The organism is Salipaludibacillus daqingensis, from assembly GCF_029891575.1.
Lineage (GTDB): Bacteria > Bacillota > Bacilli > Bacillales > Salisediminibacteriaceae > Salipaludibacillus > Salipaludibacillus daqingensis.
The window spans coordinates 46,364-70,812 of record NZ_JARZHF010000001.1; the positions used below are offsets into that span (position 1 = coordinate 46,364).

General features: G+C 36.2%; 33 protein-coding genes. 6 read left to right on the forward strand and 27 right to left on the reverse strand.

The features are described 5' to 3' along the window. Position 1: 1 nt before the first annotated feature. The 22 genes from QDN89_RS00230 to QDN89_RS00335 form a co-directional block, all read right to left on the reverse strand. Complete coding sequence (locus QDN89_RS00230; protein WP_280768067.1) at positions 2-400, reverse strand: VOC family protein; 399 nt, start codon at positions 398-400, stop codon at positions 2-4. Positions 401-476: 76 nt separating this feature from the next. Next, positions 477-1,085 (reverse strand): DUF3267 domain-containing protein, encoded by a 609-nt coding sequence (locus QDN89_RS00235; protein WP_280768068.1) that lies wholly within the window; start codon positions 1,083-1,085, stop codon positions 477-479. A gap of 241 nt (positions 1,086-1,326) precedes the next feature. Beyond that, positions 1,327-1,689 (reverse strand): VOC family protein, encoded by a 363-nt coding sequence (locus tag QDN89_RS00240; RefSeq protein WP_280768069.1) that lies wholly within the window; start codon positions 1,687-1,689, stop codon positions 1,327-1,329. A gap of 104 nt (positions 1,690-1,793) precedes the next feature. Then, positions 1,794-2,327, reverse strand: coding sequence for a GNAT family N-acetyltransferase (locus QDN89_RS00245; RefSeq protein WP_280768070.1), 534 nt, complete (start codon positions 2,325-2,327; stop codon positions 1,794-1,796). A 228-nt stretch (positions 2,328-2,555) separates the two neighbouring features. Beyond that, positions 2,556-3,338, reverse strand: coding sequence for an ABC transporter permease (locus QDN89_RS00250; RefSeq protein ID WP_280768071.1), 783 nt, complete (start codon positions 3,336-3,338; stop codon positions 2,556-2,558). Beyond that, a complete protein-coding gene (locus tag QDN89_RS00255) occupies positions 3,338-4,282 on the reverse strand; it encodes an ATP-binding cassette domain-containing protein (RefSeq protein WP_280768072.1) in 945 nt (314 codons plus the stop codon). Before QDN89_RS00255 ends, QDN89_RS00250 begins: the two co-directional genes overlap by 1 nt. 203 nt (positions 4,283-4,485) lie before the next feature. Next, complete coding sequence (locus tag QDN89_RS00260) at positions 4,486-4,998, reverse strand: DoxX family protein (RefSeq protein WP_280768073.1); 513 nt, start codon at positions 4,996-4,998, stop codon at positions 4,486-4,488. Positions 4,999-5,332: 334 nt separating this feature from the next. Further along, on the reverse strand, positions 5,333-5,509 hold the full coding sequence (locus QDN89_RS00265; RefSeq protein ID WP_280768074.1) for a hypothetical protein: 177 nt from the start codon (positions 5,507-5,509) through the stop codon (positions 5,333-5,335). 45 nt (positions 5,510-5,554) lie between these two features. Continuing rightward, positions 5,555-5,881 carry a gas vesicle protein GvpJ gene (gvpJ, locus tag QDN89_RS00270; protein WP_280768075.1) on the reverse strand — a complete coding sequence of 109 codons (327 nt, stop codon included), beginning with the start codon at positions 5,879-5,881 and terminating at the stop codon, positions 5,555-5,557. 60 nt (positions 5,882-5,941) lie between these two features. Then, the gene (locus QDN89_RS00275) at positions 5,942-6,268 is read right to left on the reverse strand and encodes a gas vesicle protein K (protein WP_280768076.1); all 327 of its coding nucleotides are present in this window, start codon (positions 6,266-6,268) and stop codon (positions 5,942-5,944) included. Between the two features lie 4 nt (positions 6,269-6,272). Then, complete coding sequence (locus tag QDN89_RS00280) at positions 6,273-6,509, reverse strand: gas vesicle protein (protein ID WP_280768077.1); 237 nt, start codon at positions 6,507-6,509, stop codon at positions 6,273-6,275. Between the two features lie 23 nt (positions 6,510-6,532). Beyond that, on the reverse strand, positions 6,533-7,396 hold the full coding sequence (locus tag QDN89_RS00285) for a GvpL/GvpF family gas vesicle protein (protein WP_280768078.1): 864 nt from the start codon (positions 7,394-7,396) through the stop codon (positions 6,533-6,535). A 44-nt stretch (positions 7,397-7,440) separates the two neighbouring features. Continuing rightward, a complete protein-coding gene (locus tag QDN89_RS00290) occupies positions 7,441-7,701 on the reverse strand; it encodes a gas vesicle protein GvpG (RefSeq protein WP_280768079.1) in 261 nt (86 codons plus the stop codon). After that, the gene (locus QDN89_RS00295) at positions 7,698-8,459 is read right to left on the reverse strand and encodes a GvpL/GvpF family gas vesicle protein (RefSeq protein ID WP_280768080.1); all 762 of its coding nucleotides are present in this window, start codon (positions 8,457-8,459) and stop codon (positions 7,698-7,700) included. Before QDN89_RS00295 ends, QDN89_RS00290 begins: the two co-directional genes overlap by 4 nt. Before the next feature lie 45 nt (positions 8,460-8,504). Continuing rightward, positions 8,505-9,617, reverse strand: coding sequence for a gas vesicle protein GvpN (gvpN, locus tag QDN89_RS00300; protein WP_280768081.1), 1,113 nt, complete (start codon positions 9,615-9,617; stop codon positions 8,505-8,507). Between the two features lie 5 nt (positions 9,618-9,622). Beyond that, positions 9,623-9,901 (reverse strand): gas vesicle protein GvpR, encoded by a 279-nt coding sequence (locus QDN89_RS00305; protein WP_425335354.1) that lies wholly within the window; start codon positions 9,899-9,901, stop codon positions 9,623-9,625. 74 nt (positions 9,902-9,975) lie between these two features. Continuing rightward, a complete protein-coding gene (gene gvpA / locus QDN89_RS00310; protein WP_280768082.1) occupies positions 9,976-10,242 on the reverse strand; it encodes a gas vesicle structural protein GvpA in 267 nt (88 codons plus the stop codon). A gap of 15 nt (positions 10,243-10,257) precedes the next feature. Beyond that, positions 10,258-10,812, reverse strand: coding sequence for a YtxH domain-containing protein (locus QDN89_RS00315; RefSeq protein ID WP_280768083.1), 555 nt, complete (start codon positions 10,810-10,812; stop codon positions 10,258-10,260). A gap of 143 nt (positions 10,813-10,955) precedes the next feature. Continuing rightward, positions 10,956-11,348 carry a gas vesicle accessory protein GvpU gene (gene gvpU / locus QDN89_RS00320; RefSeq protein ID WP_280768084.1) on the reverse strand — a complete coding sequence of 131 codons (393 nt, stop codon included), beginning with the start codon at positions 11,346-11,348 and terminating at the stop codon, positions 10,956-10,958. 87 nt (positions 11,349-11,435) lie between these two features. Continuing rightward, positions 11,436-12,266: a YtxH domain-containing protein gene (locus QDN89_RS00325; protein WP_280768086.1), complete on the reverse strand. Its 831-nt coding sequence runs from the start codon at positions 12,264-12,266 to the stop codon at positions 11,436-11,438. 30 nt (positions 12,267-12,296) lie between these two features. Next, positions 12,297-12,809 carry a YtxH domain-containing protein gene (locus QDN89_RS00330; protein WP_280768087.1) on the reverse strand — a complete coding sequence of 171 codons (513 nt, stop codon included), beginning with the start codon at positions 12,807-12,809 and terminating at the stop codon, positions 12,297-12,299. A gap of 290 nt (positions 12,810-13,099) precedes the next feature. Next, on the reverse strand, positions 13,100-13,342 hold the full coding sequence (locus tag QDN89_RS00335; protein WP_280768088.1) for a hypothetical protein: 243 nt from the start codon (positions 13,340-13,342) through the stop codon (positions 13,100-13,102). Positions 13,343-13,536: 194 nt separating this feature from the next. On the opposite strand from QDN89_RS00335, the gene QDN89_RS00340 reads away from it, so the two are divergent. The 4 genes from QDN89_RS00340 to QDN89_RS00355 all read left to right on the forward strand — a co-directional run bounded on the left by QDN89_RS00340 (position 13,537) and on the right by QDN89_RS00355 (position 18,456). Continuing rightward, positions 13,537-14,517: a Gfo/Idh/MocA family protein gene (locus tag QDN89_RS00340; protein WP_280768089.1), complete on the forward strand. Its 981-nt coding sequence runs from the start codon at positions 13,537-13,539 to the stop codon at positions 14,515-14,517. 313 nt (positions 14,518-14,830) lie between these two features. After that, positions 14,831-15,484, forward strand: a complete 654-nt coding sequence (locus QDN89_RS00345) for a LysE family transporter (RefSeq protein WP_280768090.1) — start codon at positions 14,831-14,833, stop codon at positions 15,482-15,484. Positions 15,485-16,434: 950 nt separating this feature from the next. Beyond that, a complete protein-coding gene (locus QDN89_RS00350) occupies positions 16,435-17,523 on the forward strand; it encodes an SDR family oxidoreductase (RefSeq protein ID WP_280768091.1) in 1,089 nt (362 codons plus the stop codon). Between the two features lie 303 nt (positions 17,524-17,826). Next, positions 17,827-18,456 carry a LysE family transporter gene (locus tag QDN89_RS00355; protein WP_280768092.1) on the forward strand — a complete coding sequence of 210 codons (630 nt, stop codon included), beginning with the start codon at positions 17,827-17,829 and terminating at the stop codon, positions 18,454-18,456. On the opposite strand, the gene QDN89_RS00360 is transcribed toward QDN89_RS00355, so the two are convergent. Next, positions 18,437-19,813 carry an amino acid permease gene (locus tag QDN89_RS00360; protein WP_280768093.1) on the reverse strand — a complete coding sequence of 459 codons (1,377 nt, stop codon included), beginning with the start codon at positions 19,811-19,813 and terminating at the stop codon, positions 18,437-18,439. The genes QDN89_RS00355 and QDN89_RS00360 overlap by 20 nt on opposite strands. Positions 19,814-19,977: 164 nt before the next feature. On the opposite strand from QDN89_RS00360, the gene QDN89_RS00365 reads away from it, so the two are divergent. Then, positions 19,978-20,256 carry a hypothetical protein gene (locus QDN89_RS00365; protein WP_280768094.1) on the forward strand — a complete coding sequence of 93 codons (279 nt, stop codon included), beginning with the start codon at positions 19,978-19,980 and terminating at the stop codon, positions 20,254-20,256. A 117-nt stretch (positions 20,257-20,373) separates the two neighbouring features. Here the strand turns inward: QDN89_RS00365 and QDN89_RS00370 are convergent, their stop codons facing one another. From QDN89_RS00370 to QDN89_RS00385, 4 genes are all read right to left on the reverse strand, one after another. Continuing rightward, the gene (locus QDN89_RS00370) at positions 20,374-20,511 is read right to left on the reverse strand and encodes a hypothetical protein (RefSeq protein ID WP_280768095.1); all 138 of its coding nucleotides are present in this window, start codon (positions 20,509-20,511) and stop codon (positions 20,374-20,376) included. Positions 20,512-20,623: 112 nt separating this feature from the next. Next, positions 20,624-21,847 (reverse strand): DUF418 domain-containing protein, encoded by a 1,224-nt coding sequence (locus QDN89_RS00375; protein ID WP_280768096.1) that lies wholly within the window; start codon positions 21,845-21,847, stop codon positions 20,624-20,626. Positions 21,848-22,030: 183 nt separating this feature from the next. Continuing rightward, entirely contained in the window at positions 22,031-22,759 is a 729-nt protein-coding gene (locus QDN89_RS00380) for an HAD family hydrolase (RefSeq protein WP_280768097.1), read from the reverse strand. After that, the gene (locus QDN89_RS00385; protein WP_280768098.1) at positions 22,737-23,273 is read right to left on the reverse strand and encodes a GNAT family N-acetyltransferase; all 537 of its coding nucleotides are present in this window, start codon (positions 23,271-23,273) and stop codon (positions 22,737-22,739) included. The genes QDN89_RS00380 and QDN89_RS00385 overlap by 23 nt, the downstream gene beginning before the upstream one ends. A 199-nt stretch (positions 23,274-23,472) precedes the next feature. Here QDN89_RS00385 and QDN89_RS00390 point away from each other — a divergent pair, with 199 nt between their 5' ends. Then, entirely contained in the window at positions 23,473-24,282 is an 810-nt protein-coding gene (locus tag QDN89_RS00390; RefSeq protein WP_280768099.1) for a LysM peptidoglycan-binding domain-containing protein, read from the forward strand. The last annotated feature ends 167 nt before the right edge of the window (positions 24,283-24,449 follow it).

A 24,449-nucleotide genomic window follows, 5' to 3' on the forward strand; every position in this document is an offset into this window, starting at 1 on the left:
CTTAAAAAGGGGAGACTAACTCAACTTTTATTCGATCAGGATCTTCGAAGTAAACAGCATAATAATTTTCTCCTCCAGCGTAGGGATGCTTGTCCTTATAGAGTATGGTAACGTGACGTTTTCTTAATTGGTCAGTGACATCGTCCACATGTTTTCTTGATAGAGCATGAAAAGCTAAATGATTGAGGCCTATCCGGCATCTATGATAAGGGGGATATAGATGTTTGTCTTCTGTTTGCACAAAAACAATATATGTATCTTCTAACTTCCAACTTTGTCCCTCCCCCCAAACTTGATGCTGTTCATAACCGAGTTCTTCGAGAAACCATCCCCAAAAAGATACTGATTTTTCTAAATTCGAGACATACAGCTCAACATGATGCAAAAGTCCTTTTGACATCCTTTCCCCTCCTGTTCTCTTCCTTACGCTTATCTTACCTGTTAAAAAAACAAACAACAATATCTTCTAAACAAACCTAGGCAACTTTTTTCCAATACGTTTTATTCCCATTACTCGTTAAAACGGCATTTGTCGGAACTTGTTTTATTAAAAACACATTCAATACATCTACGGAGGAAGCGGCAGCATTTACAAGAATTAATACCTTCATAAATGTTGTCAGAAGGCCAAATATATGAAGAATAAAAGGTAACACAATAGAGAGGATGATAAAAGGTGCGAGTGAAATAATAAGGAATTTCGTTTTCCCAATCAGTTCTTCGGTGTAAACAAACCCTCCAAATAAAGTTAATCCAATTAAAGTACTTGAGGATTTACTGAAATTAGGAATAAAAACGAGGTGAATGAATTCGTGTATAATAATAAATAAAATAAGTCCAATTATTAAACCAAAATGAATTGAAAAGACTACTCCGTTTGCATTTACTCCTAATTCTACTAAAGTTAAAGAAGTGTATGTCATCATGAGACCAATGGCAAGAAAAACATTAATAACCATTAATGGAAGCGATAAACAGATAGCAATGAAAAGACTTTCCGGTTCTTTTAAAGGCTTCCAATCGTTATTTAGTAAATCTGTATGCTTTTGTTCATTCCAGTCCGGGATACGACTAACTATTTTCAATTTTTCACCTTCTTCTTTATATTGATTTAAAAGTGAGAAAGCCTGAGAAATAGCTCCTCAAGCTTTCATATTGCTAAATAATTTCACACCTTTTCTTCCGTAGGCCTTATCACATCGTATGAGCCATTTTGTTTTTTAGACATCGTTGCAATTATTTTTCCCCATGAATTACGTGCACATCTAATTTTTCGGATCATGAAAATTGATCATGTTTATCTCTCTATTCGTTTGAAATATTCTTCTATTTATTCCATTCGAGCATCTCGAGACGGTTTCCGAATGGATCATTGACGTATATTCTATTTGCTCCAGGTAGATTGTTGTCTTCCGTAAAGCTCGTTCCAAATCGTTTAAATCGTTGTTTTAATTTTTCAATATTCTCAACTTCAAAAGCCGGGTGGGCTTTTTGAGCTGGTGAAAATGGCTCTTCTATTCCTATATGGATGTCAACATTTCCATAATTAAACCACACTCCACCTCGTTTTTTTAATACATCAGGTTTGACTAATTCTTGAAACTGTAATATCCCTCCAAAAAACTCTCTCGCTTGGTCTTCTGATCCCTTAGGTGCTGCAAGTTGAACATGGTCAATCGCTTTAAACATAATAATGCCTCCTCTTTGTCAAACCTTTCTTCTTACTATTATCAATCACTGACGTGGCAAGCACTGAAGAAAATGATAAATGAGCGTTGTGATGTCTTCTTTCATCACTCATACTCGTCTTTTATCAAACCATACATCATTAAATCATAGAACTGATCGAAACGATACACGTGTTGTTTTAATGTGCCTTCATATATTAGACCGATTTTCTCCATCACTCTCCAAGAACCAGGATTATTCTTAAAGGCGTTCGCTAAAACTTTGTTCAAATCAAGCTCTTTGAAACAGTATCGAAGGAGTTCACGTGCCGCTTCTGTGCAATATCCCTGTCCCCAATAAGATGCGCCAATCCAGTAGCCTAATTCACCTCGTTTGTGAGTAGCGTTTATTTTTATATTGATCAGGCCTATTAAGTGCTGACTACTTTTTTCAATGATTGCAAAAATCACAAGTTCACCATTCTCCTGTGAGATATTAACTCGCTGGATGAAATTTTTTGCTGATCCTGGAGGATAAGGATGAGGAATATTTAGAGTTGTTTTCGCAACATCATATTTGCTCGCCAGTTCTTCTATCCTATTTGCATCACTTCCATGTAAAGGCCTTAAAAGTAATCTATCCGTTTCTAACGAAATCATTATTATCATCTCCATTAATTTATCTTTGGTTAATATCAAAGCAGCGAAACTATGTACAATATTAACACATATTCCCATTTATTCTGCTTAAATAATCGAAACTTAAAATCTGTCATTCAATTAAAAACACCCAACATTCCTATTAGGAACGTCAGGTGATTAAGTTTAATTGATAACTCTTTATCCACTTTTTTTGAATAACATTCTGCCACGTTCCAACACCTAACACTACTCTCGCTGAAATGCTCGTTTTGCACTGCGAACGGATAAAGAAACCGTCACAATACATACGGCAGTAATCACTGCAATTCCTGACAAGATCGGTCCCATCACCCAGCCATCAATCAATACAGCTCGCATGCTTTCAAATAAATATGTCGTTGGATTTATCGTTGCTGCAATCCGTAGCCAAGACGCTTCAATGAGTTCAAGTGGAACAAATGTTGTACTAAGAAAGATTAGTGGAAAGAAGATTAGTGTACCCGCTTGCGCTGCTTGTGCGTTTTTTGTTTTCAACGCAAGTGCAACAGAATAGCCCGCAAAAGCAAGCCCCCAACCGATCGCTAAAAGGATGACAACGAGAACGCCACCAAAACCTGCCGCTACATTTAAACCTAAAAAAAATGCTACTGTCAATATAATAATCGTTTGCATCAACAACTGTAGCATTCCGGCAATCGTTGGACCTAAAACGATTGCTAATCTCGTTACTGGCGTTTGCAATAGTCGAGCGAAATAGCCTGATTCCAAGTCTCGAACAAGGGATTGTCCCGCTCCGCCTGCCCCTCCAACAGCTGCAGATACAATAGAAACTGGCAAAATAAATGCTAAATAATCAGCTCCATCAAACTCAGGTAACTGTGAAATACCACTTAGTCCACCTGTATAGACTAATAAGAAAAATAAACTTATAAACAAGTTTGGAATGAACGTAAATGGGTTTCGAATAAGCACAATCAAACTTCGTTTCGTTAAAATCCACGTATGAATTACCAATGACTGCATCCCCATTACGCTCCCTCCTCTTTTTCACCCGTTACACGAATAAACACATCATCAAGCGTTGGTGAGGAGATGTCTAATTCATTAATTTGGATACCCGCTCTTGTTAATTTTTCCATCAGCATCGGTAATCGTTTCGTCGCTTCTTGAATCGTTAATGTGACTCGAGAACCTTGATGCTCAATCCCTCCTGAATTTTTCAACATTCGTGCTGCTGATCCTGCAATCTGATCGTCAGCAAATTCGAACGTAATCAAGTCTGCCCCGATCGAGTCCTTGAGCTCATCTGCTGTTCCTGATGCAACGAGTTTGCCACGATTAATAATACTAATATAGTCAGCTAATTCATCGGCTTCTTCTAAATACTGTGTTGTCAAAAATACCGTAACTCCTTCTTCACGGTTTAATCGACGAATTTCATTCCATATCGCTTTACGATTCAATGGATCAAGTCCTGTCGTTGGTTCATCCAAAAATAAAATTGTCGGTTCGTGAACAAGGGTAGCAGCCAAATCCAAACGACGACGCATTCCCCCAGAAAATTTCTTAATTTGTCGATTCGCATCTTTCGTCAGTCCAACCATTTCTAAAAGTTTTGACGTTCTTTCTTTCGCTTGTTTTCGAGTCATATGAAATAACCTAGCTTGAAGTTCAAGAATTTCTCTTCCAGTCAGATCTTGATCTAAGCCAGTGTCTTGCAACACAACGCCGATTTCCCATCGAACTTTCTCTGGTTCTTTTTTTACATCAAATCCACTGACCTTTACTAATCCTGACGTTGGTTCACTTAACGTCGTTAAAATCTTGATCGCCGTTGTTTTTCCTGCTCCATTCGGCCCGAGAAACGCATAACATTGTCCACGATTTACGTGAAGAGATATCCCATCAACTGCTATGAAATCATCCTTGAATTTTTTCACGAGATTGCTGATTTCGATAGTTCCTTTTGTCATAGCGCATCCTCCTTTATTATCCTCTTACGTAGAAGATTTCTATCCCATTCCCTTTTTCCATATAGCGAACACCTTTCAAAATATTATTCACACTGGTGTGAAAATCTTCACCACCTTCAAATCCTCACTCTTCATCGCTATTTAATGTTTAAATGCAAAAAAAACCTCCCGCATAACGAGAGGTTTAGCTTGATTATTTCATTTTATGCTACGCGCTTATCTGTGTTCGGTGTAAACTTATCTTTAAAGATGACAGTACGAATATATGGAATCACCCATCGGTCACCACCGAATTTTCCAGCATTGTAACCTGCTGCAAGAATAAAGATCGTTAACAATACCATCCAAGGGTTTGAAGAAACCGTTCCTGCAAACATAAATGCAAAGTTCATTGTAATACCGAAGAAGGCAGCTGCTGTTGTTAATACACCTAAGATTAACCCTAGTCCAACAAGCACTTCTCCCCAGGCAACCATAAAGCTAAAGAGATTTGCATTTGGTAAAGCGAAATTTTCTAGAAACGCATGATAGGTTGGATATTGTTCTATCACTGCTTCGTTGTTGATCGCTCCATTTAAATAACCGCTTGCATCAAATGGCTCTGCTCCAAACGCTTTATCCCAACCTGCTGTTAACCATTGATATCCAAGATATACCCGTAAAAACGTTAATACTCCCGCTGCAATTTTGTTGTTTCGTAAGAAATCCATAAACATGATTCATTCCTCCTAATTTTTCTTGTTTTTGAAGGTAGTTGGTAATCACCATTTTATAAATGAATGATAAGTTCTTTTCTGTCTCAGTGATTGTGGGTGATCACTAACTATCTTTCTATAGTCTTAGTATATAATGGATAATCCCAACGCGACCGTCCTACTTGTGAACAGTTCGTTGCAAAACGATGACCTATTTGTGAACTATTTGAAAAGTTCTATTATCTAACTTCATTTTTACGTTTTTGCACCTGTTATCAAAAGATTGATAATGGAACCTTTTCTTAAAACGACAAAAACACAATTCTCTTATAGAATTGTGTTTTTCTTTAAAGAATCATTTATTCTTTTTTTGATCCGTTATTCCTACTTTCCCTCGAATAATCGTGTCTTTCTTAACAGAAAGACCAGATTTCGTTTTGTCTTCTTCGCTTCGAACTACCGTCGAGTGATCTTGATTTTCTAAATCTTTTAATAGTCTTTTAAAATCTGAAAATAAATCTTTCTTTTTCATCCAAATCACCTATCTTTCTCGCAGGTTTATCGGTGCGATGGATCATCATTTTTTCGATTCAACCGGTTCTTCTAGACGCTTTTCCAGTTGTTTGATTCGATCTTGTAGTTGTTCATTCTCTTCTTGTATTTCATTAACTTTCAATCCCTTTGAAGAATAGTGTGGATCCGTTTCCCACCAATCCATACCAATTTCTTTTGCTTTATCAACAGAAGCAACCATTAACCGTATTTTAATTGTTAATAATTCTACATCAGCAATATTTACTTGAATATCACCGGCAATGACGACTCCCTTATCAAGAACCGTTTCCAACACATCAACAAGACTGTTTGATGCTGTTGACTGTTTGATCGAGTTGTTATTATCCATGGTATTCCTCCTTATTCTACTTGCCACTTAATTATCGTTTATAAATGTATAACCTCTGTTTTATAGCAAATTCCCTAATGGTCCAAGGTCAATATTTAAATCATCATCATCAAGTCCAAATACTTCTTTAAGTTCTTCCATTTTTTCTTCAAGATTCATAAGTGCAACACCTAATTCTTCTTCTTGCTCTTCGGAGAGCGTTCCTCCTTCTACTCTTCTCATTGCCTGCCGTTCAACAAGTTGTCGAAGAAGTTCCATAACTGTCATGACAAGCTGAGCTAATCCTTCTTGAGCTTTATCAGGGTCAAGGGCAATTTTTCCAGTAGGACCATCCGGCTTTTGTAGCTGATTATCACTGTCAACGATTATTTCCTGTTTCGACTCCATTTCGTTAAAATCCCCTTTCTTGTTGATGTATTTTCTGTTCCATTTCAGATACGCTCGGTTTTTGTCTTGTCTCTATCAAAGTCTCCACTGACGTTAACAAAATGCGCAAATCAAGATAAACAAGATCGATATCAGCAATAGAAATGGTTATATCTCCTCTCAATGCAACTCCTTTATCAAGAACTGCATCGAGAATATCGAGAAGAGAGACATCTTTATTATCCAACGTTTCTGTTTGCATGTTAGTCACTCCTGGCTACTTTTTTAGTTAGATTCTCCTTCTAGAACAGTCGATGAATGACTTTTAAAATTAGCAAAGTGATAAGCTGGCCATGGTCCTGTCGTTTCAAAGAATAAACCTTCTTTTTCAGAATCTGAATGTTGTTGATAGTCTTCTATCACTTTTTTAAATTTATCTACTTCATCGCCTGTTTCGACCAAATACACACAGTTCCAAGACATTTCATCTTGACGCCCTGTGACTTTTTGCTCCCAGTTCTTCTTGACTTCCGCATTCTGACTCAACTTAACAAGTTTGTCATGAATTCCTTTGCACTTTTTCTCAACTTCCATTTGTATCTGGTCCTCAATAAACTTATCGAGTTTCTTACGAGCAAAAAACTGCTTCCCTTTTGATAATTGAGAAATCTCTTGTTTCTTTTCAGCTATTTCATTATTATCTTCCAATACTTTCTCAGAAAATATTTCACGATCTGCAAAGATTTTAAGGTTCCATTCTTCTTTACCATCTACGTCAGTTAATATCTGTTTCATTTGATCATTGTACTCATTCATCATGTTAGTTAATCGTTCATCGTTCTCAAAAATCGTTCCAAACTTTAAAGGTAAAATAGTAAATTTATCATGAAGGCTATTCATTAATTCGTGATGATGATAGGCCCGCTGTTGTAACCATTTCATATCTTCTACATTTTTCTTGAAATTTTCTTCAGCAAAATCTTCAGATTGTACCTTGCATATCACAGCAGTCAGGCCCTCTGAAGTGAAAAATTCTACATTATTTTTTGGATCAATTCCTGTTATCTTCTCGAGATTGTCAGTTGATGCTTGTTTTTCTGTAATAAAAGCATAAACATAAATTAGTTGGTCGTTATCTAGTTCGATCAATTCACCTTCACTCCTCACGCTACAAAATATGTTTTAATAGATAGTCACTCATGATTATCTTCCAAGGCTTCTCTAAGCTCATTTTGCTCTATTTGTTTCGCAACTCGGTATCTAATCATCAATTCTTGTTGTTGTTGATCATAGACCTTCTCAGATATCTCATCCATCTCTAACATCATCTCCAAATGAACGAGCTTTTGTTGAATATGGTCCACATCATACATCTCTTTATCTACTTCTTCTTTTACTTTTTCACCGACAAAAATGATTGTATCGATTGGCCATGTAAACAATTTCTGTATCATGAAGCGTCCTCAGCTTTTATTTTTATATCAATAAAATTATAAGCTGGCCATGGACCTGTATATTTGAAATTCGTTTTATCTTTCCATTTTTCGTGAAATTCATTTACTTTCTCATCAAACATTTCTTCTTGTGAAACATCCACAAGGAACGAAGCATTGAGAAGCATTCTTTCCCCGATAACCTCATTACTTTTAGCCGCATCAGCAATTTTAGATAACGGTTGAAAAACTTCTTTTTCAAACTCATAGTGAATGGATTGAACAAATTTTTGAGCTGCTTCTCCTACTCGGATTTTATCGTAATGTGTCACTTTGTTTTTATTTCCTTTAAAAGATTGTTTCATTTCTGCCAAATCTTTTTGATTACTAGCTTGTTCCGTCATCCAATCCTTGTCACCGACTATTTTTAAACCAACTTCAATTTTGTTTTCTATTCTTGGAAAAATCTCTTCAAATTTTTTATATAATCGTTTTAAAAATACTTCTACATCTTTTTTTGACTCTAAAACATTTCCAAAACTCATCGGGATTACTGTCGTTTTTTTCATCAGATCTGCCACTGTGTCTTGATGTGCTTTAAGGTTCTCACGGTTCGGCTCATAAATGTCAATTGGCGCTTCCGCAACTACCATCGCCTGATCTTGATAGGAAACGAGAGTAACATTTCTTTTCTCGCCTGCTAACATAACAGTATCTAGCTTGCATTCAGCGTTAGCTTTTATGACACCAAATAAATACATTCCTAAATGATTACTCATCCTTCTACTCTCCTTTTTACAACTTCGAAAATAAAATCATTATCTTTAAGCCAATTCTTTTTCTAACCAGTTTTCTGTTTCCTCCATTGATTTTACATCCAAACATTTCATAACATGAGAAGACAAAACATCTTTACATACCCTTATAAACTGAGGATCTTTTTGTGATATGTCTATTTCAGAGTTTTTACAAATCTTTGCAATCATTAATGAGGCTCGTAAACTAGGACCATGTTTATCTTCGTTTTCACATGCTTTTCTAATTTTACTTACATTTTTTAATATGAGATCGGCTTCTTTCGCTAGAATATTTCCTCGTTCTCGCAAGATGGATCTCTCTGTTTCACGATCTTGTTGCATCTCAATCGTAATCATTCGGTCCAAAAGTGCATCTTGCGTTTCGAAAACTCCAGCATATTCTTCAGGATTAGAGGTAAAGATAACTCTGAAGTCTTTATGGACCGGAATATAAGATTGTTTTTGTTTTGTTCCATATAAGGGGAGTACACCTTCTTCTAATACTGATAAAAACAAGTTATTAGTTTCTGGAGAAGATCGTGAGAACTCATCATAAATTAAGGTGTATCCCTTTTCCACCGCTTCCACAAGGCGACCTGGACTCCATTTTTCTTTTACTTCTTCTTGCTTTTTATATACTTGACGGACAAAATTATCAATCAGCTTATCGCTCGTATAGCCTGAGATTCCTCCCAGTAAATCCACATTATCTAATTCATGATTCCCATGCAATAACATTACTGGGCGGTCAAATTGAGCAGCAAGATGTCGTGCCATTGATGTTTTTCCTACTCCAGTAGGACCTGTCAAATGCAATGGGTAACCTGCTTTTAGATAAGGTGTCATTCTCGTAACTAATTGTTTTACTTTATCTGTTTCAACAAAATTTGGACTACTCAGCTCCGTTTTCTCCTTTTTTCCTTTTACAGGGGAGGAGTCTTTCTGGCCCTTTGTCTTATTTGCTGAAACATCTTCGTTCGATCTATTTTTTAATCTTTCCGCACGAGAACTAAGTGTTTTTTTTGGGCGGCTACTCGGTGCTTTCTTCCGAGAGGTTCGAGCTGGTTTGTTCGCTGATACCGAAGAAGTTTGACTTCGAGAGTTTGTTCTCTTTGAAGTTTTTCTTTCTGTGTTTGCCAACTCCTTTACCTCCCTTCTTCATCTTCCCGTTTCACAGATGTACGTTGTCTTAAGGCCATTCTTTCAAAAGAAGTAACGTCCAGATCATCATCTAACTTGGCAATATATTCACCAATCAACTGATCTCGACCGTATCTTTTCATGTATTCTTTTTCTTCAATTACTTCTAGTCCAACTTCCCAATATTCATCTTTCTCTGAAACAGACGTGATCCGATGTACCGGTCTCACATGTTTTTCAAAAAAAGAACTGACTGAATCCATAATTTTTTCTAATTTCATCATTAATTCCCGCCTTTTTATAGAAATACAAGCAGGCATATGTGTGTGACATATGCCGCTTGACACCTGTTTATTTACTAGGCAAAGTTAAGCTGTTCTTGACCTCTTTCGTCTGATGTTTCTAAATCAACTTCACCTTGGACTTCATCTCTTAATAATCCAACCGCTTCAGCATAACGTAACCATGTATCGACACTTGCGATAACTACACGGGCTTCTATGGTAATTAATTCTATACCGACTAATGACACTCGTGCATATAAATCGATTACGACACCTTTATCTAATATTCGATCTACTACCTCTGCCAAACTTGATGAATCTGTACTTTTTTGAATAGCCATTCTTACATCGCTCCTTTACGGTTTTTTAATTTTATTAACGCCTTTGATATTACTAGCACCTTTGATGTCAGAATAACCTTTAAGGTCGCTGGCCTTCTTGATGCCATCATCAGAAGAACTTTTGTCTGAATTCGTTAGCTCATTATCTTTTACTTCTTCTTTCGCGTTTTCCGCTTGATCTTTCAGTGTTCCTTTTATTTCATGAGCACGGTCTTTTGCTTCTTCCGCTTTTTCCTTCAACTGGTCTCCAGCGCCTTCTAAGTTTTCCTTAATATCTTCTTTTGCCTCGCGAACTTTCTCAAACGTGTTATAAAATTTCTTACCAATGGCACTTGCTGCTACTGCATTTTTTGTTTTAGGCATGTCGTCTACGACATCTTCTGCTTCATCTTTTGCTTCGTCTTTCACTTCTTCTTTGACTGCTTTAAAAGATTTTTTAACCTTTTGGCGAATGTCTTTATTCACCATTAGTGCAGCACTTCCCGCAAGTCCAGCACCACCAGCTATGAGTGCTTTTCTCGCAGTATCACCATCTACTAATTGATTATCATCTTTTTTATCATCTGACATTTTTCATGACACCACCTCTCTTTATATAAATTTCATCAATATTAAACGATAGATGGTATCTTTGGTTGGCGTCTTCCCAATAGATAAGAGAGGTTAAACTGTTTTTTTGAAAATGATTATATTGAACTAGATGTCTAGTTATCTTATTCTGAAGTGACTTTTCCCAAAAAGAAACCATCCACATCACTTAATTTGCCACGCCACAACACAGAACCTTTTGATGGTAAAGATTTTCCTGATTCACTAAACATTTTTGCGTCTTTCATATGAACATAATTGACTTCCGGTTCTTGTTCTTCTTCCAAACTTGCTACTGCTTCTGTCAACTTTTGATAAATATTTTTTTCTACCTCATTCTCTTCAGAAAATTCATCGGCTAGACTAGTGAGGTATTCAATGGTAGAAATCACTGTTCCTGTAACAAGTGTTCCTTTCACATTCAGTGTCATATCTACACTATAATTCTCAGTATTTGTTGTTTCCGTGAGCAGCTGCAATACAGAGTCAACCTCTGGTCTCACAATTTGATCACTCATGCAATCACCTCTTCTTAGGACCATACAGTTAATTACTTTAAACTGCGCAGTTAATTGATCTATAAAAAACTACCTAGTTTCTAACATTTACTTTTTATTTGAGCTTTTCGAAGCACTGCCTGATTTACTTTTACTACTAGCACTTTTATTGTTTGAACCGCTAGTACTCTTTTTAGACGTTTCTGATTCTTTCTTTTTAGACTCAGATGGTTTCTCACTAGCAGAGGAGGACTCACCCTCTTCTTCTTCTTTTGACGAATCAGATTTCTTAGTTGAAGAAGATTTCTTTTGAACTGTCGTTTCTTTTTCTTCTTCTTCTTCATCTTCTACTTTTTCATCATTTTCTTGCTCTTCGGCTTTTTGTTCCTGATTTTCTTCTTCCTCAGAATTTTCTTTTTCCTCTTCTTTTTCTTCTTTTTCTGTTTCCTCTTCGCTTTCCTCTTCTTCCTTCGAACCACTATCGGCAAGTTTACTAATCATCTCTTCTATTTTTGTCAATCTATTACCTAAATTTTCATTCTCTTCTTTAAGTGATTGATAGTCATTGGAAGATTCTTCTTCACTTTCTTCACTTTCTTCAACCTCTTCAGAATCATTGTTAGCATTATTCGAATTGAACAGTTGTCCAGTTTTTGTTTTTAACGTTTCAGCAGATGAAATCGCTTTGTCTTTTGCTGACTTTCCGATTTCTTTCCCTTTACTTTTCCACTGTTCTCCGTCAATACGTTTCACACTATCTTTTATTTTCTCTCGATTTCCAGGAGTAACTGCATAACCAACAGCGGCTCCAACAATTGATCCTGTAATTGTCCGTGTTAGTGGACCTACTCCACGATTACCGTTATTAGACTCTTGCTCACCTTGTTCTTCCTGACCCTCTTGATCTTGAACATTTTTTTCTAGTTCTTCTTGTGCCATTATGAATCCCTCCGTACTTAAATATTTTTGTTATTTTGACTCAGTAAGTTTAGTTAACATTTGTTCAATCTTATCCAATCGATCATTTAAATTTTCATTTTCTTCTTTGAGTTCATCGAATTCCCCTGATTTGGTAGAATTAGACTCTTCTTCCTCATTTTCTGTTTCTTTTTCTTCTTCTTCATTCATCGATTCGTTTTCTTCCTCTTCATTTTCAGTTCCTTGATCAAGACCGAGTTTTTCATCTATCTTATCGGTCACTTTATCTGGGACAGGTACTGGAACTTTCTCCTCGATTTTATTCATGTATGTTGAAATTGATTTTTTCACACTGCTTACCGCTTGCTCGGTAATCTTATCCTGAAATGATTTTTTTAATTCTTGCCCTGCCATTTTAGCAACTTGCGATGTCGAAAGTGTTTTAAGAACTTTTTTTCCTTTATCTGAACTTGATAATAATCCAACTCCAGCTCCAACAGCACTACCAATAAGTAAATAGTTTAATGTATCTCCATTTTGCTCGTTTTTTTCTTCGGTTGTCATAAAATGAGTCAACTCCTTTTTTTGGTATCTTAATTTAGATAATCAAGATTTAAATAATCAAGCTTAGTCTGGCTATACCACTTAAAACAAGCTTCAAACAAATCTACAATTTTGATATGTTATATTTAAATAACAAAAAGTCAATCAAACGTCCTGACTCTACTCCTTTGTTCCTGGTATAATTATCTATTTTATAATTTTGTCTAAACTAAAAGGCCTTGTAAAGAGACAACCTCTTTTTCAAGACCTTTAAATTTTAGGTATTACTACCTTTTTTATACTATTTCATTTTATTGGACGAATTTATTATAATCTGACCTTTTTTTGTTTGCATTCATTGGCAGTATCGAAAGAATATTCAAGCGTTTAAAACTTCTAACCCCTTTTCTTAAATGACAATACCCTTTCACCCATTCGTCATCATAATAATGAACCGTAATTCTCCGTTTTGTGACAAGTCCTTTTGCTGACATGTAAATCATCTCTAATGGCTGATTTTCCTGAAAACTACGTTTTAACACGCCTTGCATCATAAAAACCTCCTATATAAGTTTCATTACGATTTGTTTGTTAATGCTATTATACGAACGTACGTTTGATAATGCAAGAAAAAGAATATCAATTTCACTCTAATACAGAATAAAATATCCTTTCTTTTAGAGGAATTTCTTTCATTGGAAGCGAACCATGTAGAGAAGGAAAGATTAGTTTAAAGGAGATGTTCTAAATGACTAACGTCGTTCGCTGGGGTATTTTGAGCAGCGCAAATATCGCAAAAAAATCAATGGTTCCCGCCATCCATGATGCAGATAATGCAGAATTAGTAGCAGTTGCTAGTAAAAGTGGAAAAGCAAAACAAACAGCTGAAGAATGGGGAGCAAAAAAGTCATACGACACATATGAAGACCTTCTAAATGACCCTGAAATAGATGCGGTTTATATCCCGCTTCCAAATTCTCTTCATAAAACGTGGGTTATTGAAGCTGCAAAGCACAAAAAGCATGTTCTTGTCGAAAAACCTGCTGGTATTACTTCTGAAGAAGTTTTAGAAATGGGCGGTGCAGCAAGACAAAATTCTGTTATTTGGATGGAAGGATTTATGTACCAATTTCACCCTCAACATCAATATGTAAAAAAACTCATTTCGGAAGGATCTATTGGAGACATTAAAAAAATACGTTCGTCTTTCTCCTTCCCGCTTGATTTAACAAGTGATAACATTCGATTAAGACAAAACCTTGGTGGTGGCAGTCTTTATGACGTTGGTTGTTATTGTGTTCATGTAAGTCGGTTTATCCTTGAAGAAGAACCTCTTAAAGTATTTTCATCAGCTAGAAAGTTAAATGATTCTTCGGTTGATATTTCTGCATCTGCTATTCTCACGTTTGCGAATGCGGACGCTATCATTGATTGTAGTTTTGAAGAGGCGAACGTCAATCGTTATGAAGTCGTTGGAACAAAAGGAACGATAGAAGTACCTTATGCATTTAGGCCAGATAAAAACCCTAATGGTGGAAAAGGCGAAGTGACATTGAAAAATAGTATTGGTGATATCCTTGACCACCAAGAGTTTGATGCAAATCAGTTTACAATTCAAATACAACATTTTTCTCAATGTGTCTTAAACGGTGTTGAGCCCACCTACACAGCTGAAAGCACATATAATAATATGAAAGTCATTGAAGCAATGTATCAATCACAAGGGTAACGAATATAGAAAGATCTTGACCTTGAACTGTAACGTTTTCGGTTTTGGGAGACAAAATTGAAAAATATCATATCAATTAACAAGGCGACAATATAATCCAATTTGAAGGGTGCTTGGGTTTCCAAGCACCTTTTCGTTCGAACCTCATAATGGAAACCGTCCCCGGATATCCGGGGATTTTTTATGTTTTATGCTGTTATGGAAGATATCTTTTCCTTACTGTTACCTATCCAATATAAAACTTTCGATTCTAATTCCCCCTATGTCTTCATTTAATAAGAGAGACAAGCTTAAAAATAAGGGGGCTTTCGTTTTGTTCATCCTGCTCATCAGACAGATTGTGCTCGGTTTATCTATTGCTGCTCCAATCGGCCCTATTAATATAGAAATTATCCGTAGAGGCATCTACCACGGCTTTTGGCCATCTCTCCTTGTAGGAGCAGGCGGAATGAGTGCCGATCTCATCATCATGTTTCTTATGTATCAAGGCTTATCTCAAATTTTAACGTTAGAAAGCGTTCAGCTTATGCTTTTAATATTTGGAGCTGCAGTATTAACTTACACAGGAATTCAAGGATTAAAGCCGCAACCCTTTCCTGCTGTTGACTCCCTTCAGGAGTCCCGTTCCGGTTTCCATTCACAGGTATTACTAAATTCTTATTTGACTGGCGCTTCCATTGCTGCCTTTAATCCTCTTAATTTGCTGTTTTGGCTCGGAATATACGGATCTGTTTTAAGTGAGACGTTTCAGCAAAATAATACTCTGCATGCTTTTCTCATAAGCAGCGCAGTCTTTATCGGAATCGCCCTTTGGAATTTAAATCTAGCATTCTCCGTTTTTTTCAGTAAAAAAATACTGAATCCACGTCTTTTGAATGGTATCTGTATCACTGCAAGTCTGGTGTTATTGGGGTGCGGCGGTTATTTTGCTGTAATGGCCATATTGAAAGTGAACGAGTATCTATAACAAAACACAGAGTTGTATCAAAATTATTCCTCTGTATACTATAACAACGCGTCTTACGTTCATATAATCACCTCATTATTAAAAATGCCAGGTTGTACATTCCTAATCTAGTCATGCAAAAGTTGCCCTCTTCGAAATGGAAGGTACATTCACTTTCCAGACAGACGCCTAACCATAAGACGACTATTTATCGGCATTGATTACAAATCGTCGATGTATTCTCACCCCGATAAGTCATGTTCATAGGTTTTCCGCATGAGGAACAAATTTTGGTGTTATCTTTCGCACCTGAATAAGAGCCGTAATTATCATAATGAACATCCATGCCCTTACGAAGAATATAAATAAAAGCAAAAATGATAACTGAAATAATAATAAGCTGGATCAGCACATAACCACCGCTTTCTTTTAAGAATATTCATAGTTTTCCATACATTTAAGGCGCTTTCACATTCAGCTAGTGAGGAACATCTACCTTGTATGTACGTCGTGTGACTTCGTATGGTTTCATTTTTGACGGATTATTCAGAGATTAATAGTCGATTCCAACTTCCACGATACGTACAAATTCGAACTTTCTTTGGTATATTAGGTTACCTTTAATAAAAATAGATTTTTCGTTCCTCGCTGTATTCATACTAAAAAACTCTGAGACATCTAGCCTCAGAGCCATTGAGATATTAAAATATAGGCTCCTACCAGGAGCCATAGCCAGACACCCGGTCATATACCAGGTAGTTTGAACTTCTTATCATTCGAACGGGCGTCAGCCTCTTTTGGAATTCCTCATTGACCAGTTGGTCCACATTGTTTTTGATTTGTGCTCATAGATCATCCTCCTGTACACGACTATTATACCTTATTGGGTATATGCCATCAACTATTGAAAACTTCTAAAAAATGGCTTATTCTAAAATTAGTAAATATTTACTTATCAAAGGGGGATTTAGATGGGAAATGTCTATTTTTTTACTGGTTATCCTGGATTTTTAGCTCAAGAATTAGTCAAAGAATTGATTCATTCGAATGATCATATCCATCATATTTATATGCTTATATTACCAACCGAGAAGCAGAGAGCACAACGTCATGTCAGAGAACTTATCAAAATTAAAAATATTGATATTTCTCTTATCGAAGGTGATATTACGAAGGATGACCTCGGCATAGAAGCACGTACTCTCGAACTTTTGAAACAAACGGTCACTCACGTTTTTCATCTTGCGGCTATTTATGATTTATCAGTCTCCAAACCTGTTGCAGAAAAAGTAAATGTTCAAGGGACAAAAAACGTAACAGATTGGTGTAAAAGTCTAGAAAATTTGCAACGGTATACCTACTTCAGTACAGCTTATGTGTCGGGAAAACGGGAAGGGAAAATTTACGAAGTCGAGCTCGAAATGAACCAAGATTTTAAAAATCATTATGAAAAAACAAAGTACGATGCAGAGGTATATGTTCGCAGAAACCTTTCTCATATTCCAACAACCATTATAAGACCTGGTATCGTTCGAGGTCATTCCGTAACAGGAGAAACTATCAAATTTGATGGACCTTATTTTTTCTTGCGAATGTTTGATCAGGTGCATCGCAGTCCATGGATACCTTACTTAGGACCTGGTAAAGCAGAGGGGAACTTTGTTCCTGTCGATTATGTCATTCGTGCGACTATTTATTTATCTCATCTTCCTGACGGGATGGGAAAAACATATCACTTAACAGATCCCGCTCCATTTCGAATGTTCGAGGTATATGAAATGCTTTTGAAAGAATATTTAGGACGCATGCCAAAAGGACAAATACCTATTAGTCTCGCAGAAAAAAGCATGGCTTTCCCACAAATCAGGCGATTTCTTTCTGTTCAACGTGAAGCAATGAGTTATTTCACTTTCATGTCTTCATATGATTGTCGTCAAGCGAACAAGGATTTAGCTAATAGCGGTATTTCATGCCCTTCATTTGATCGAACATTGAATACGATGGTTGATTACTATCGAAATCATAAATTGGATCAAGATAAACGAGTGGAAGTAAGCTAATCGTCCATTAAGAGGTGAATTCATTGAAAAAAATAATTGTTTATAGTGCCTTGATTGGATTCATTATCGGAGTGATCATTGTTTATTATTTGCTAAGTTTAGAAGCGACATCCATACAATACTAACATCGTTCTCTTAGGAGCAGCCAAATGGCTGTTCTTTTTTTACTGCTAACATATGCCCCAATTAATGAATCATTTAAAAGAGTTTTATCTTTTTAGTCGTATTAATGTAACTCCATGAATAGAATGTACAAGTATCTTGCTTGTCCTGTAAAGTTGGATGTTTAATGGAGGTTTGTTAATGACTATTTTTATGACGTATGTGCTATTAGGACTTTCCCTCGCTGCGCCAATTGGTCCGGTGAATGCAGCACAATTGGACAGAGGGATAAAAAATGGATTCTTTCACGCATGGCTAGTTGGGCTTGGTGCAACGGTAGCAGATGGCATGTACATGTTATTAGTATTTTTAGGTGTTGTACATTTAGTTGAAATTCCATTTGTTCAAGCATTTCTATGGTTATTTGGATTCTTTGTCCTTGTCTATACAGGAATTGATAGTTTAAACGGTTCTGGAAAAATCAAACTTTCAGAGCAAAGGTCTTCAAATGATTCACATTCGAAATCTTTTTTATCTGGTTTTTTTATGTCATTATTTAATCCATTAACTGTATTGTTTTGGTTAGGTATTTTCGGCTCCGTTTTAGCTAAAACGATTCATTCATTCGGTACAGAGCAAATAATAATCTATATTTGTGCCATTTTTCTTGGTATTACAATTTGGGATCTTACGATGGCTGCATTTGCAAGCACGTTACGAAAATATTTAAGTCATCGTCTACTTATGGTAATTTCAATCCTATCCGGCTTATCATTGATTGGATTCGGTATTTACTTTGGGATTCAAGCAGCTACTGTTTTATTTTTGTAAATATTGTTCTCGGCTCAGGACTTCCAGGTTTACCTTGCTTTTTATTCCAAATGTAAATCATTATTACTGTTACCATGGCAATAATGAAAACAAACAATAAACTCACATAAAATCCTGGTCTACTTATTTCATGAAACGCTGTCCCAACAATTGTCGTCGACACTATCAGGAATCCTAGAGCTCGTTTTAATTTATCTAATATAGAAAGTTCAAGTAAACGATTATAAGCTCCTAAAATAAAAAACCAATTATATAGTAGCATCAACCCTGCTGCTGTCGTCACATACTCATATACCTTATCTGGCATGAGAAACGACAAAATAATCGTTAAGGTAATTGCAAATGTCGTTACACCAATGGCAGGAAGAGCAGTACCCTTCCTAACCGTTTTAGCTAAAATCCGCGGGGCATCTGAACCTTCTGCTAAACTTATTAAAATTCTGATCATAGCAAACATCGAAGCGACCATTGTTGAAAAACCGGCAATAATAAATACACCGTTAAAAATATGCGACATGTACGGAATATCAAAGTTGTTTAAAGCCATAACAAGAGGACTTTTCTCTGTATTGAATCGATCCCAAGGGAGTAATAGTAACGCAAGGGAAAGGGAAATAATATAAATCACTCCTAGAACAGTAAACATCACTTTCCCAGCTTTCATCGCATCTTCCATTTTATTCAGACGTATCGCAAGAAGGCCAATCACCTCAATACCCGCAAATCCATAAAAACCGTAAATAAATGCCGGCATTACCCCCGTCCAACCGTTTGGCATAAATGCATCGAACGAAAGAGGAATGGTTACTGGTCCGGTTCCTTTTCCAAACAAACCGAATAATGCCATTACTGCGATGATGATAAACATAAGGATCGCTGCAATTTTCAACACCGCCAAAAGGTTTTCAATTCTATCAAATCCTTTCGCTCCTGAAAGGATAACGATGATTCCTAATACAGCATAAACAGAAGCAAATATCCATAAAGGAATGTTTGAAAACCAGAATTGAGAAAAGATTGATAAAGCGGTTAACTGACTCCCCATAATTAACAACTCCGATAGCCAATAAACCCAACCGCAAGAAAACCCTGCCCAACGACCATACGCATTTCTAGCATAGATTCGGAAGGATCCTTTTTGTGGATCGGCAATGGACATTTTTGCTAGTCCTTCGTATACAAAATACGTTCCTATTGCTGCAATTCCATAGGCTCCAATCACTGCAGGACCTGCTATCGATATGGCAATACTAGATCCTAGAAAGAAACCTGTTCCAATCGTTGCAGCAACTCCTAATAAAGAAAGCTGCCACCATTGCAGCTTTTTTTCTTTCGTTTCTCCAGATTTTGCAGTCATTTTTTCCCCTCACTCTGTTCGGTAATGCTTATAGTGTTTCAAATAATCGATTCGTTTATGTAGCGGGCTTGGAGGAGATATTGTTATTGATTTTTATAGTTTCTCGTATTTATACAAACACTACTCAAAAGGTAATATCATTCTTTAAATTGGAGGGCTAACAATTGCAACTATATCTTTCACCGGAGTTCTATAAACAAGATGCTCAAGTATTAAATATTGTTACGGATAAATCAAAACCTGTAGGATATCTTGCTTTTTTAATGACTGACAAGAAAATGTATGTGTATGGGGTGATTGAAGAAGAGGGAGTAGCTGAAGATTTCAAGGATTTAGTTACACCATTCATTCAGGGACTCACCAAATTGTCTTCAGAAATAGAAGTATTCACCTATTTATCTGTTGGGGGAAAGAAAATTGAATTCGAATCGCAGGAAGAGTGATGTTTCTTTGTTATTCATGGTTCTAACTTACATTAGTAAACCTGGTTCGCATATCATTATGAAAACCAGGTATTTATTCATTTGGAAACTTACATTATCATCATTGGATAATACTCATTATTTTCGTTTATTATGCGGCTTCTCTAATTCACGATTATGAGAAACCTGATGTTTTTCTTGATGATCTGGCAAGCTTTCATCTGGCGTATTGTTATTCGTTAATGCTGCATTTTTCTCTTTGTTTCGTTTTTTCATCTATTCTTCCTCCTTTATGGATTTATAAAGTTAGTCTAAGGAAACCTATTGTTTTTATACGAGCAAAAACCACGGAGCATAAATAACGACGGTCCGTGGTCTAACTATAACCTTATATCTTAAAAGGTTGCTTCTTTCCATATGTCAAACTTTTCCAAACCCATTCTACAGGACCAAAGCGAAATTTCGTTAACCAAAGATTGCTAAACCAAATTTGTGTTGCAAATATAAGCGCTGCTAAAACGAGCCAAATAATAGGACCGATATGTCCGAAAAATCCGAGCCCGTAGTTATAAAAAATCAATGTAGACACGATAGATTGGAGCAAGTAATTCGTTAATGCCATTCGTCCAACAGCACGCAAAGGGCTAAACAACTTCAGCCAATTTTCCATTCTCGTTAGTAGAATAAGTGAAGTCATATAAAAGAAGCAAAGTGCCGGACCACCAATGACAGATCCTACAAAATACGTCATCATAAAAACAGTAACATCTGCCCCTTGTTCAAAATAACTGTAAACAAATAAAATATTGAACGGAAGCCCTATCACCAAACTCCATATCCATATTTTCCGAATAAGCGCAAGGTGTGTCTCAATGTTTTTATATATCTTTGTTTTCGCTACATAAACCCCGAATAAAAACATTCCGAGAACAACGGGCATCATAAACAAATAATTACTAAACATAAAAGCGTAATCAGTCGCTCGTTGCGTAAAAATTTCTGCTATGGAGCCTGAACTATATGCAGCTACAGACTGTTCAAGCATTTGCATCCCAGAAGCAGTTGATTCCATATCAGCTGGAATCATGTCTCCAGCTAAGTATATTAATAACCCCATAAAACCAATAAAAATCGCTGGAATAAGAATAAGTAAAAATGCCCAAATAAGAACTGTTTTTGGTTTTCTCTTATAAAAGAAAAGCAGAAAAACACCGGTTAACGCATAAATAATTAGAATGTCACCATACCAAATACCAAATGCATGAATCAAACCGATAAGAAATAAATAAAATAACCTCTTTAAAAATAATTTTTTCGGACTAGACACCTTTTCCATTGCTCGCTCTAGAAAAATCACAAAACCTAAACCAAATAAAAAAGAAAACATCGTGAAGAATTTCGAAGCTGTAAAGAATTGAATCACAAATTCACCAAACACATTCCAACTTTCTGTCCACCATGTCACTCCGGTCATCGTTAAATAAATGGTAGGAGAAGCAAAAAATGGCATATTAGCTATTAGTATTCCTAATAATGCAAAACCACGAATCATATCTAACTCATGAACTCTTTCTTGCTCTGATACTGGGTTAGAGAAGTTATTTGCTCCCATATTCATCTCTCCTAAAATATGTAGTTTCCAAATTTAACTATTCATTATTGATATCAAAGAAAAGACTTCCGGAAAAGAGTCATCTACAAGGAAAAAATAACATTTCTCGTCCTCCGGAATACGACATTTTTATACTAGCTGTGCTAAACTATCGTTGCTCCTTTAAAATAATTGCTTACTATTTTAACCGTTTGTTTTAAATATTCCTTGTTGTCTAGAAATTCTCTCAAGTAGATCTTCTAACGTTCCTTGTTCATGAACAGGATATGCTGGATCTCCGCGATCGATGACATACCCTTCTACAAGAAATGTTTTCATACCAATTTGTGATGCAACCATATCTTCTTGTTTATCATTGCCAATCATGACGCAATTTTCTGGAGTCACTTCGAGTTTTTCACAAATAAACTCGTAATATTGTTTATGAGGTTTCGTATAAACACTTTCTTCATAAACTGTTATCAACTCAAAAGGGAGTTGGTCTAGTCCTGCCCAGGTTAACCTATGGTAAATCGCTGCTTTCGGAAAAACAGGATTAGTAGCTACAACCACTCGATATCCTTGATTTACAGCTTCCTCAACAACTTGTCTTCCTAAAGCTGTCGGTTTAGATAAATACGAAAAGGTAGGGAAAACAGTCTCATAAAAGTCATCTAACGTTGGCCATATCTCTTGTTTTTGTAGTCCGCTCATCGATAAAAATGTTTCTTCAAACACTTTTTCATTCGTCGTTTCGTGATCGAGGTTTTGCATCATTGCGTTTGTGCCTCCCCATAACGCCTTTACAAACGTTTCAGGTTCAACAATATGAGCCACTCTTCCTGCCAGTTCTCTTATGTACGTTTCTACAAATGAATCTGTATCCATTGGTAGTAACGTTCCATCTAAATCAAATAAAATCACTTTTGTCATGAGTTAATAAGCTCCAATCTAGTAATTTTGCCATATAATATTCATCAACGCTTTTCTCATCAATTATAAAAGATCTTCGCTTCAATCCTTCAACTTCAAACCCCATTTTTCGATACAATGCAAGGGCTGATTCATTGTGTATCATCGTTGTTAATTCCAGTCTTATTATGCCAGTTTCCTTTGCCCATTCTTCTATCGAGGTCATTAATTTCGTCCCTATTCCTTTACCAGCATGTCTTTTGCTTACACCTAAAACGAGGTAAGCCGAGTGTTTATTTTTGTTTGTTTTTCCTCCAATAGCCATGATATAACCAACGAGTTTGTTACCTTCTTCCGCGACTAACAGCTTAGAATTTGTACTTTTTAAAAAGGAGGAAATAATTCCCTCAACTTGCTTAGCTGAAGTATTCCTCTCATTTTTCTCGTAAAGCATAAACGACGATTCTCCGTCAATCGTTTCTAATAGTTCTGCTAATGATTGATTGTCTGATAGTGTCACTTCTCTAATAGTCATTTGAACTACTCCTTGCTGTTTTTGTATAGATTATTGTTTTTCTGAATAGGTAGAAGGCGTCAAGGGAGACGTCCTTTTTCTCTCATTTTATTTTAACATAATAAGGGAATGTTCAATTATAAATTAATGAGAACATTACGTATATAGTCATGCCTTTGTTTCATAAGAATCAATGACAGATAACAAGGGAGCGATAAAAATGACAATTCAAATGGGCACGCATATTGTTCATACGGTTCAACCGGGTGATACAGTGTATAGTCTTGCAGTTCGGTATGAAAGTGATGTCAACGCTATCGTACAAGCAAACGGTATTTACCCACCGTTCACTGATCCTTACGTCATTTATCAAGGGCAAATATTAGTTATTCCAAGATTGTTTGTTGACCCTACTGAAACTCTCTATATTGTTCAACCCGGTGATAACCTTATGGCAATAGCACAACGTTTTTCTTCTGATGCGACATTAATTGCTGGAACAAATGCAAACGTACAAAATCCAAATGTCATTTTTCCGAATCAACAAATTCGCATACCAGCATTTACTTATGTGGTGCAAGTCGGGGATTCTCTTTTTTCTATCTCACAAAGAACAGGCATCACTTTAGAAGATATTTTGGTCGCAAACAGCTACCGTCCAAGTATTTCACCCGATTTAATTTATGAAGGAATAAAATTACTTATTCCTATTCCGGTTTCCCAAAATATTGTTGTTTATCAACCATTACCCGGTAGTACAATTAGAGACAATGAAACGATAAAAGGATATGCAAGAGCTTTTGAAGCAAATGTGTTATATCGATTAATAGATGGAAATGACGTTGAAGTAATAGAAGAAACGTTCACAACAGCAGAGTTTGCAGGTCCCAATTACGGTAGATTCCGAGATTCCCTTTCATTTGACACCGAACCAACGTCAACGGAAGGAGAATTACAAGTATATACAAGGAGTGCGAAAGACGGTTCCATTCAAGATTTGGTACAGATCAAGGTCTTTTTTCCACAATAATAAGAAAAAGAGTTGCTAACGTACGTACCGAGAATAAACTTAATATAAATCTAGTGTGTTCTGCCTTATTTTTTCCTTAAGCACACAAAAAATAGGCTCTGATAAGCAAAAAGAGCCTATTTTTTGTTGCGTTTAATAAGCCTTATATGTACTTCCTTTGACAATCA

What these genes read in the sequence shown, in the direction of transcription:
- QDN89_RS00330 (WP_280768087.1), bottom strand. Translation starts at nt 12,809, where the DNA reads ATGACAACCGAAGAAAAAAACGAGCAAAATGGAGATACATTAAACTAT.
- QDN89_RS00350 (WP_280768091.1), top strand. Translation starts at nt 16,435, where the DNA reads ATGGGAAATGTCTATTTTTTTACTGGTTATCCTGGATTTTTAGCTCAA.
- QDN89_RS00325 (WP_280768086.1), bottom strand. Translation starts at nt 12,266, where the DNA reads ATGGCACAAGAAGAACTAGAAAAAAATGTTCAAGATCAAGAGGGTCAG.
- QDN89_RS00340 (WP_280768089.1), top strand. Translation starts at nt 13,537, where the DNA reads ATGACTAACGTCGTTCGCTGGGGTATTTTGAGCAGCGCAAATATCGCA.
- QDN89_RS00335 (WP_280768088.1), bottom strand. Translation starts at nt 13,342, where the DNA reads ATGATGCAAGGCGTGTTAAAACGTAGTTTTCAGGAAAATCAGCCATTA.
- QDN89_RS00275 (WP_280768076.1), bottom strand. Translation starts at nt 6,268, where the DNA reads ATGGAGTCGAAACAGGAAATAATCGTTGACAGTGATAATCAGCTACAA.
- QDN89_RS00305 (WP_425335354.1), bottom strand. Translation starts at nt 9,901, where the DNA reads ATGATGAAATTAGAAAAAATTATGGATTCAGTCAGTTCTTTTTTTGAA.
- QDN89_RS00385 (WP_280768098.1), bottom strand. Translation starts at nt 23,273, where the DNA reads ATGACTATTAGAGAAGTGACACTATCAGACAATCAATCATTAGCAGAA.
- QDN89_RS00260 (WP_280768073.1), bottom strand. Translation starts at nt 4,998, where the DNA reads ATGTTTATGGATTTCTTACGAAACAACAAAATTGCAGCGGGAGTATTA.
- QDN89_RS00375 (WP_280768096.1), bottom strand. Translation starts at nt 21,847, where the DNA reads ATGGGAGCAAATAACTTCTCTAACCCAGTATCAGAGCAAGAAAGAGTT.
- gvpA (WP_280768082.1), bottom strand. Translation starts at nt 10,242, where the DNA reads ATGGCTATTCAAAAAAGTACAGATTCATCAAGTTTGGCAGAGGTAGTA.
- gvpJ (WP_280768075.1), bottom strand. Translation starts at nt 5,881, where the DNA reads ATGGATAATAACAACTCGATCAAACAGTCAACAGCATCAAACAGTCTT.
- QDN89_RS00280 (WP_280768077.1), bottom strand. Translation starts at nt 6,509, where the DNA reads ATGCAAACAGAAACGTTGGATAATAAAGATGTCTCTCTTCTCGATATT.
- QDN89_RS00390 (WP_280768099.1), top strand. Translation starts at nt 23,473, where the DNA reads ATGACAATTCAAATGGGCACGCATATTGTTCATACGGTTCAACCGGGT.
- QDN89_RS00380 (WP_280768097.1), bottom strand. Translation starts at nt 22,759, where the DNA reads ATGACAAAAGTGATTTTATTTGATTTAGATGGAACGTTACTACCAATG.
- QDN89_RS00290 (WP_280768079.1), bottom strand. Translation starts at nt 7,701, where the DNA reads ATGATACAGAAATTGTTTACATGGCCAATCGATACAATCATTTTTGTC.
- QDN89_RS00255 (WP_280768072.1), bottom strand. Translation starts at nt 4,282, where the DNA reads ATGACAAAAGGAACTATCGAAATCAGCAATCTCGTGAAAAAATTCAAG.
- QDN89_RS00295 (WP_280768080.1), bottom strand. Translation starts at nt 8,459, where the DNA reads ATGAGTAATCATTTAGGAATGTATTTATTTGGTGTCATAAAAGCTAAC.
- QDN89_RS00370 (WP_280768095.1), bottom strand. Translation starts at nt 20,511, where the DNA reads ATGAAAAAACGAAACAAAGAGAAAAATGCAGCATTAACGAATAACAAT.
- QDN89_RS00315 (WP_280768083.1), bottom strand. Translation starts at nt 10,812, where the DNA reads ATGTCAGATGATAAAAAAGATGATAATCAATTAGTAGATGGTGATACT.
- QDN89_RS00230 (WP_280768067.1), bottom strand. Translation starts at nt 400, where the DNA reads ATGTCAAAAGGACTTTTGCATCATGTTGAGCTGTATGTCTCGAATTTA.
- QDN89_RS00360 (WP_280768093.1), bottom strand. Translation starts at nt 19,813, where the DNA reads ATGACTGCAAAATCTGGAGAAACGAAAGAAAAAAAGCTGCAATGGTGG.
- QDN89_RS00265 (WP_280768074.1), bottom strand. Translation starts at nt 5,509, where the DNA reads ATGAAAAAGAAAGATTTATTTTCAGATTTTAAAAGACTATTAAAAGAT.
- gvpU (WP_280768084.1), bottom strand. Translation starts at nt 11,348, where the DNA reads ATGAGTGATCAAATTGTGAGACCAGAGGTTGACTCTGTATTGCAGCTG.
- QDN89_RS00240 (WP_280768069.1), bottom strand. Translation starts at nt 1,689, where the DNA reads ATGTTTAAAGCGATTGACCATGTTCAACTTGCAGCACCTAAGGGATCA.
- QDN89_RS00245 (WP_280768070.1), bottom strand. Translation starts at nt 2,327, where the DNA reads ATGATTTCGTTAGAAACGGATAGATTACTTTTAAGGCCTTTACATGGA.
- QDN89_RS00355 (WP_280768092.1), top strand. Translation starts at nt 17,827, where the DNA reads ATGACTATTTTTATGACGTATGTGCTATTAGGACTTTCCCTCGCTGCG.
- QDN89_RS00250 (WP_280768071.1), bottom strand. Translation starts at nt 3,338, where the DNA reads ATGGGGATGCAGTCATTGGTAATTCATACGTGGATTTTAACGAAACGA.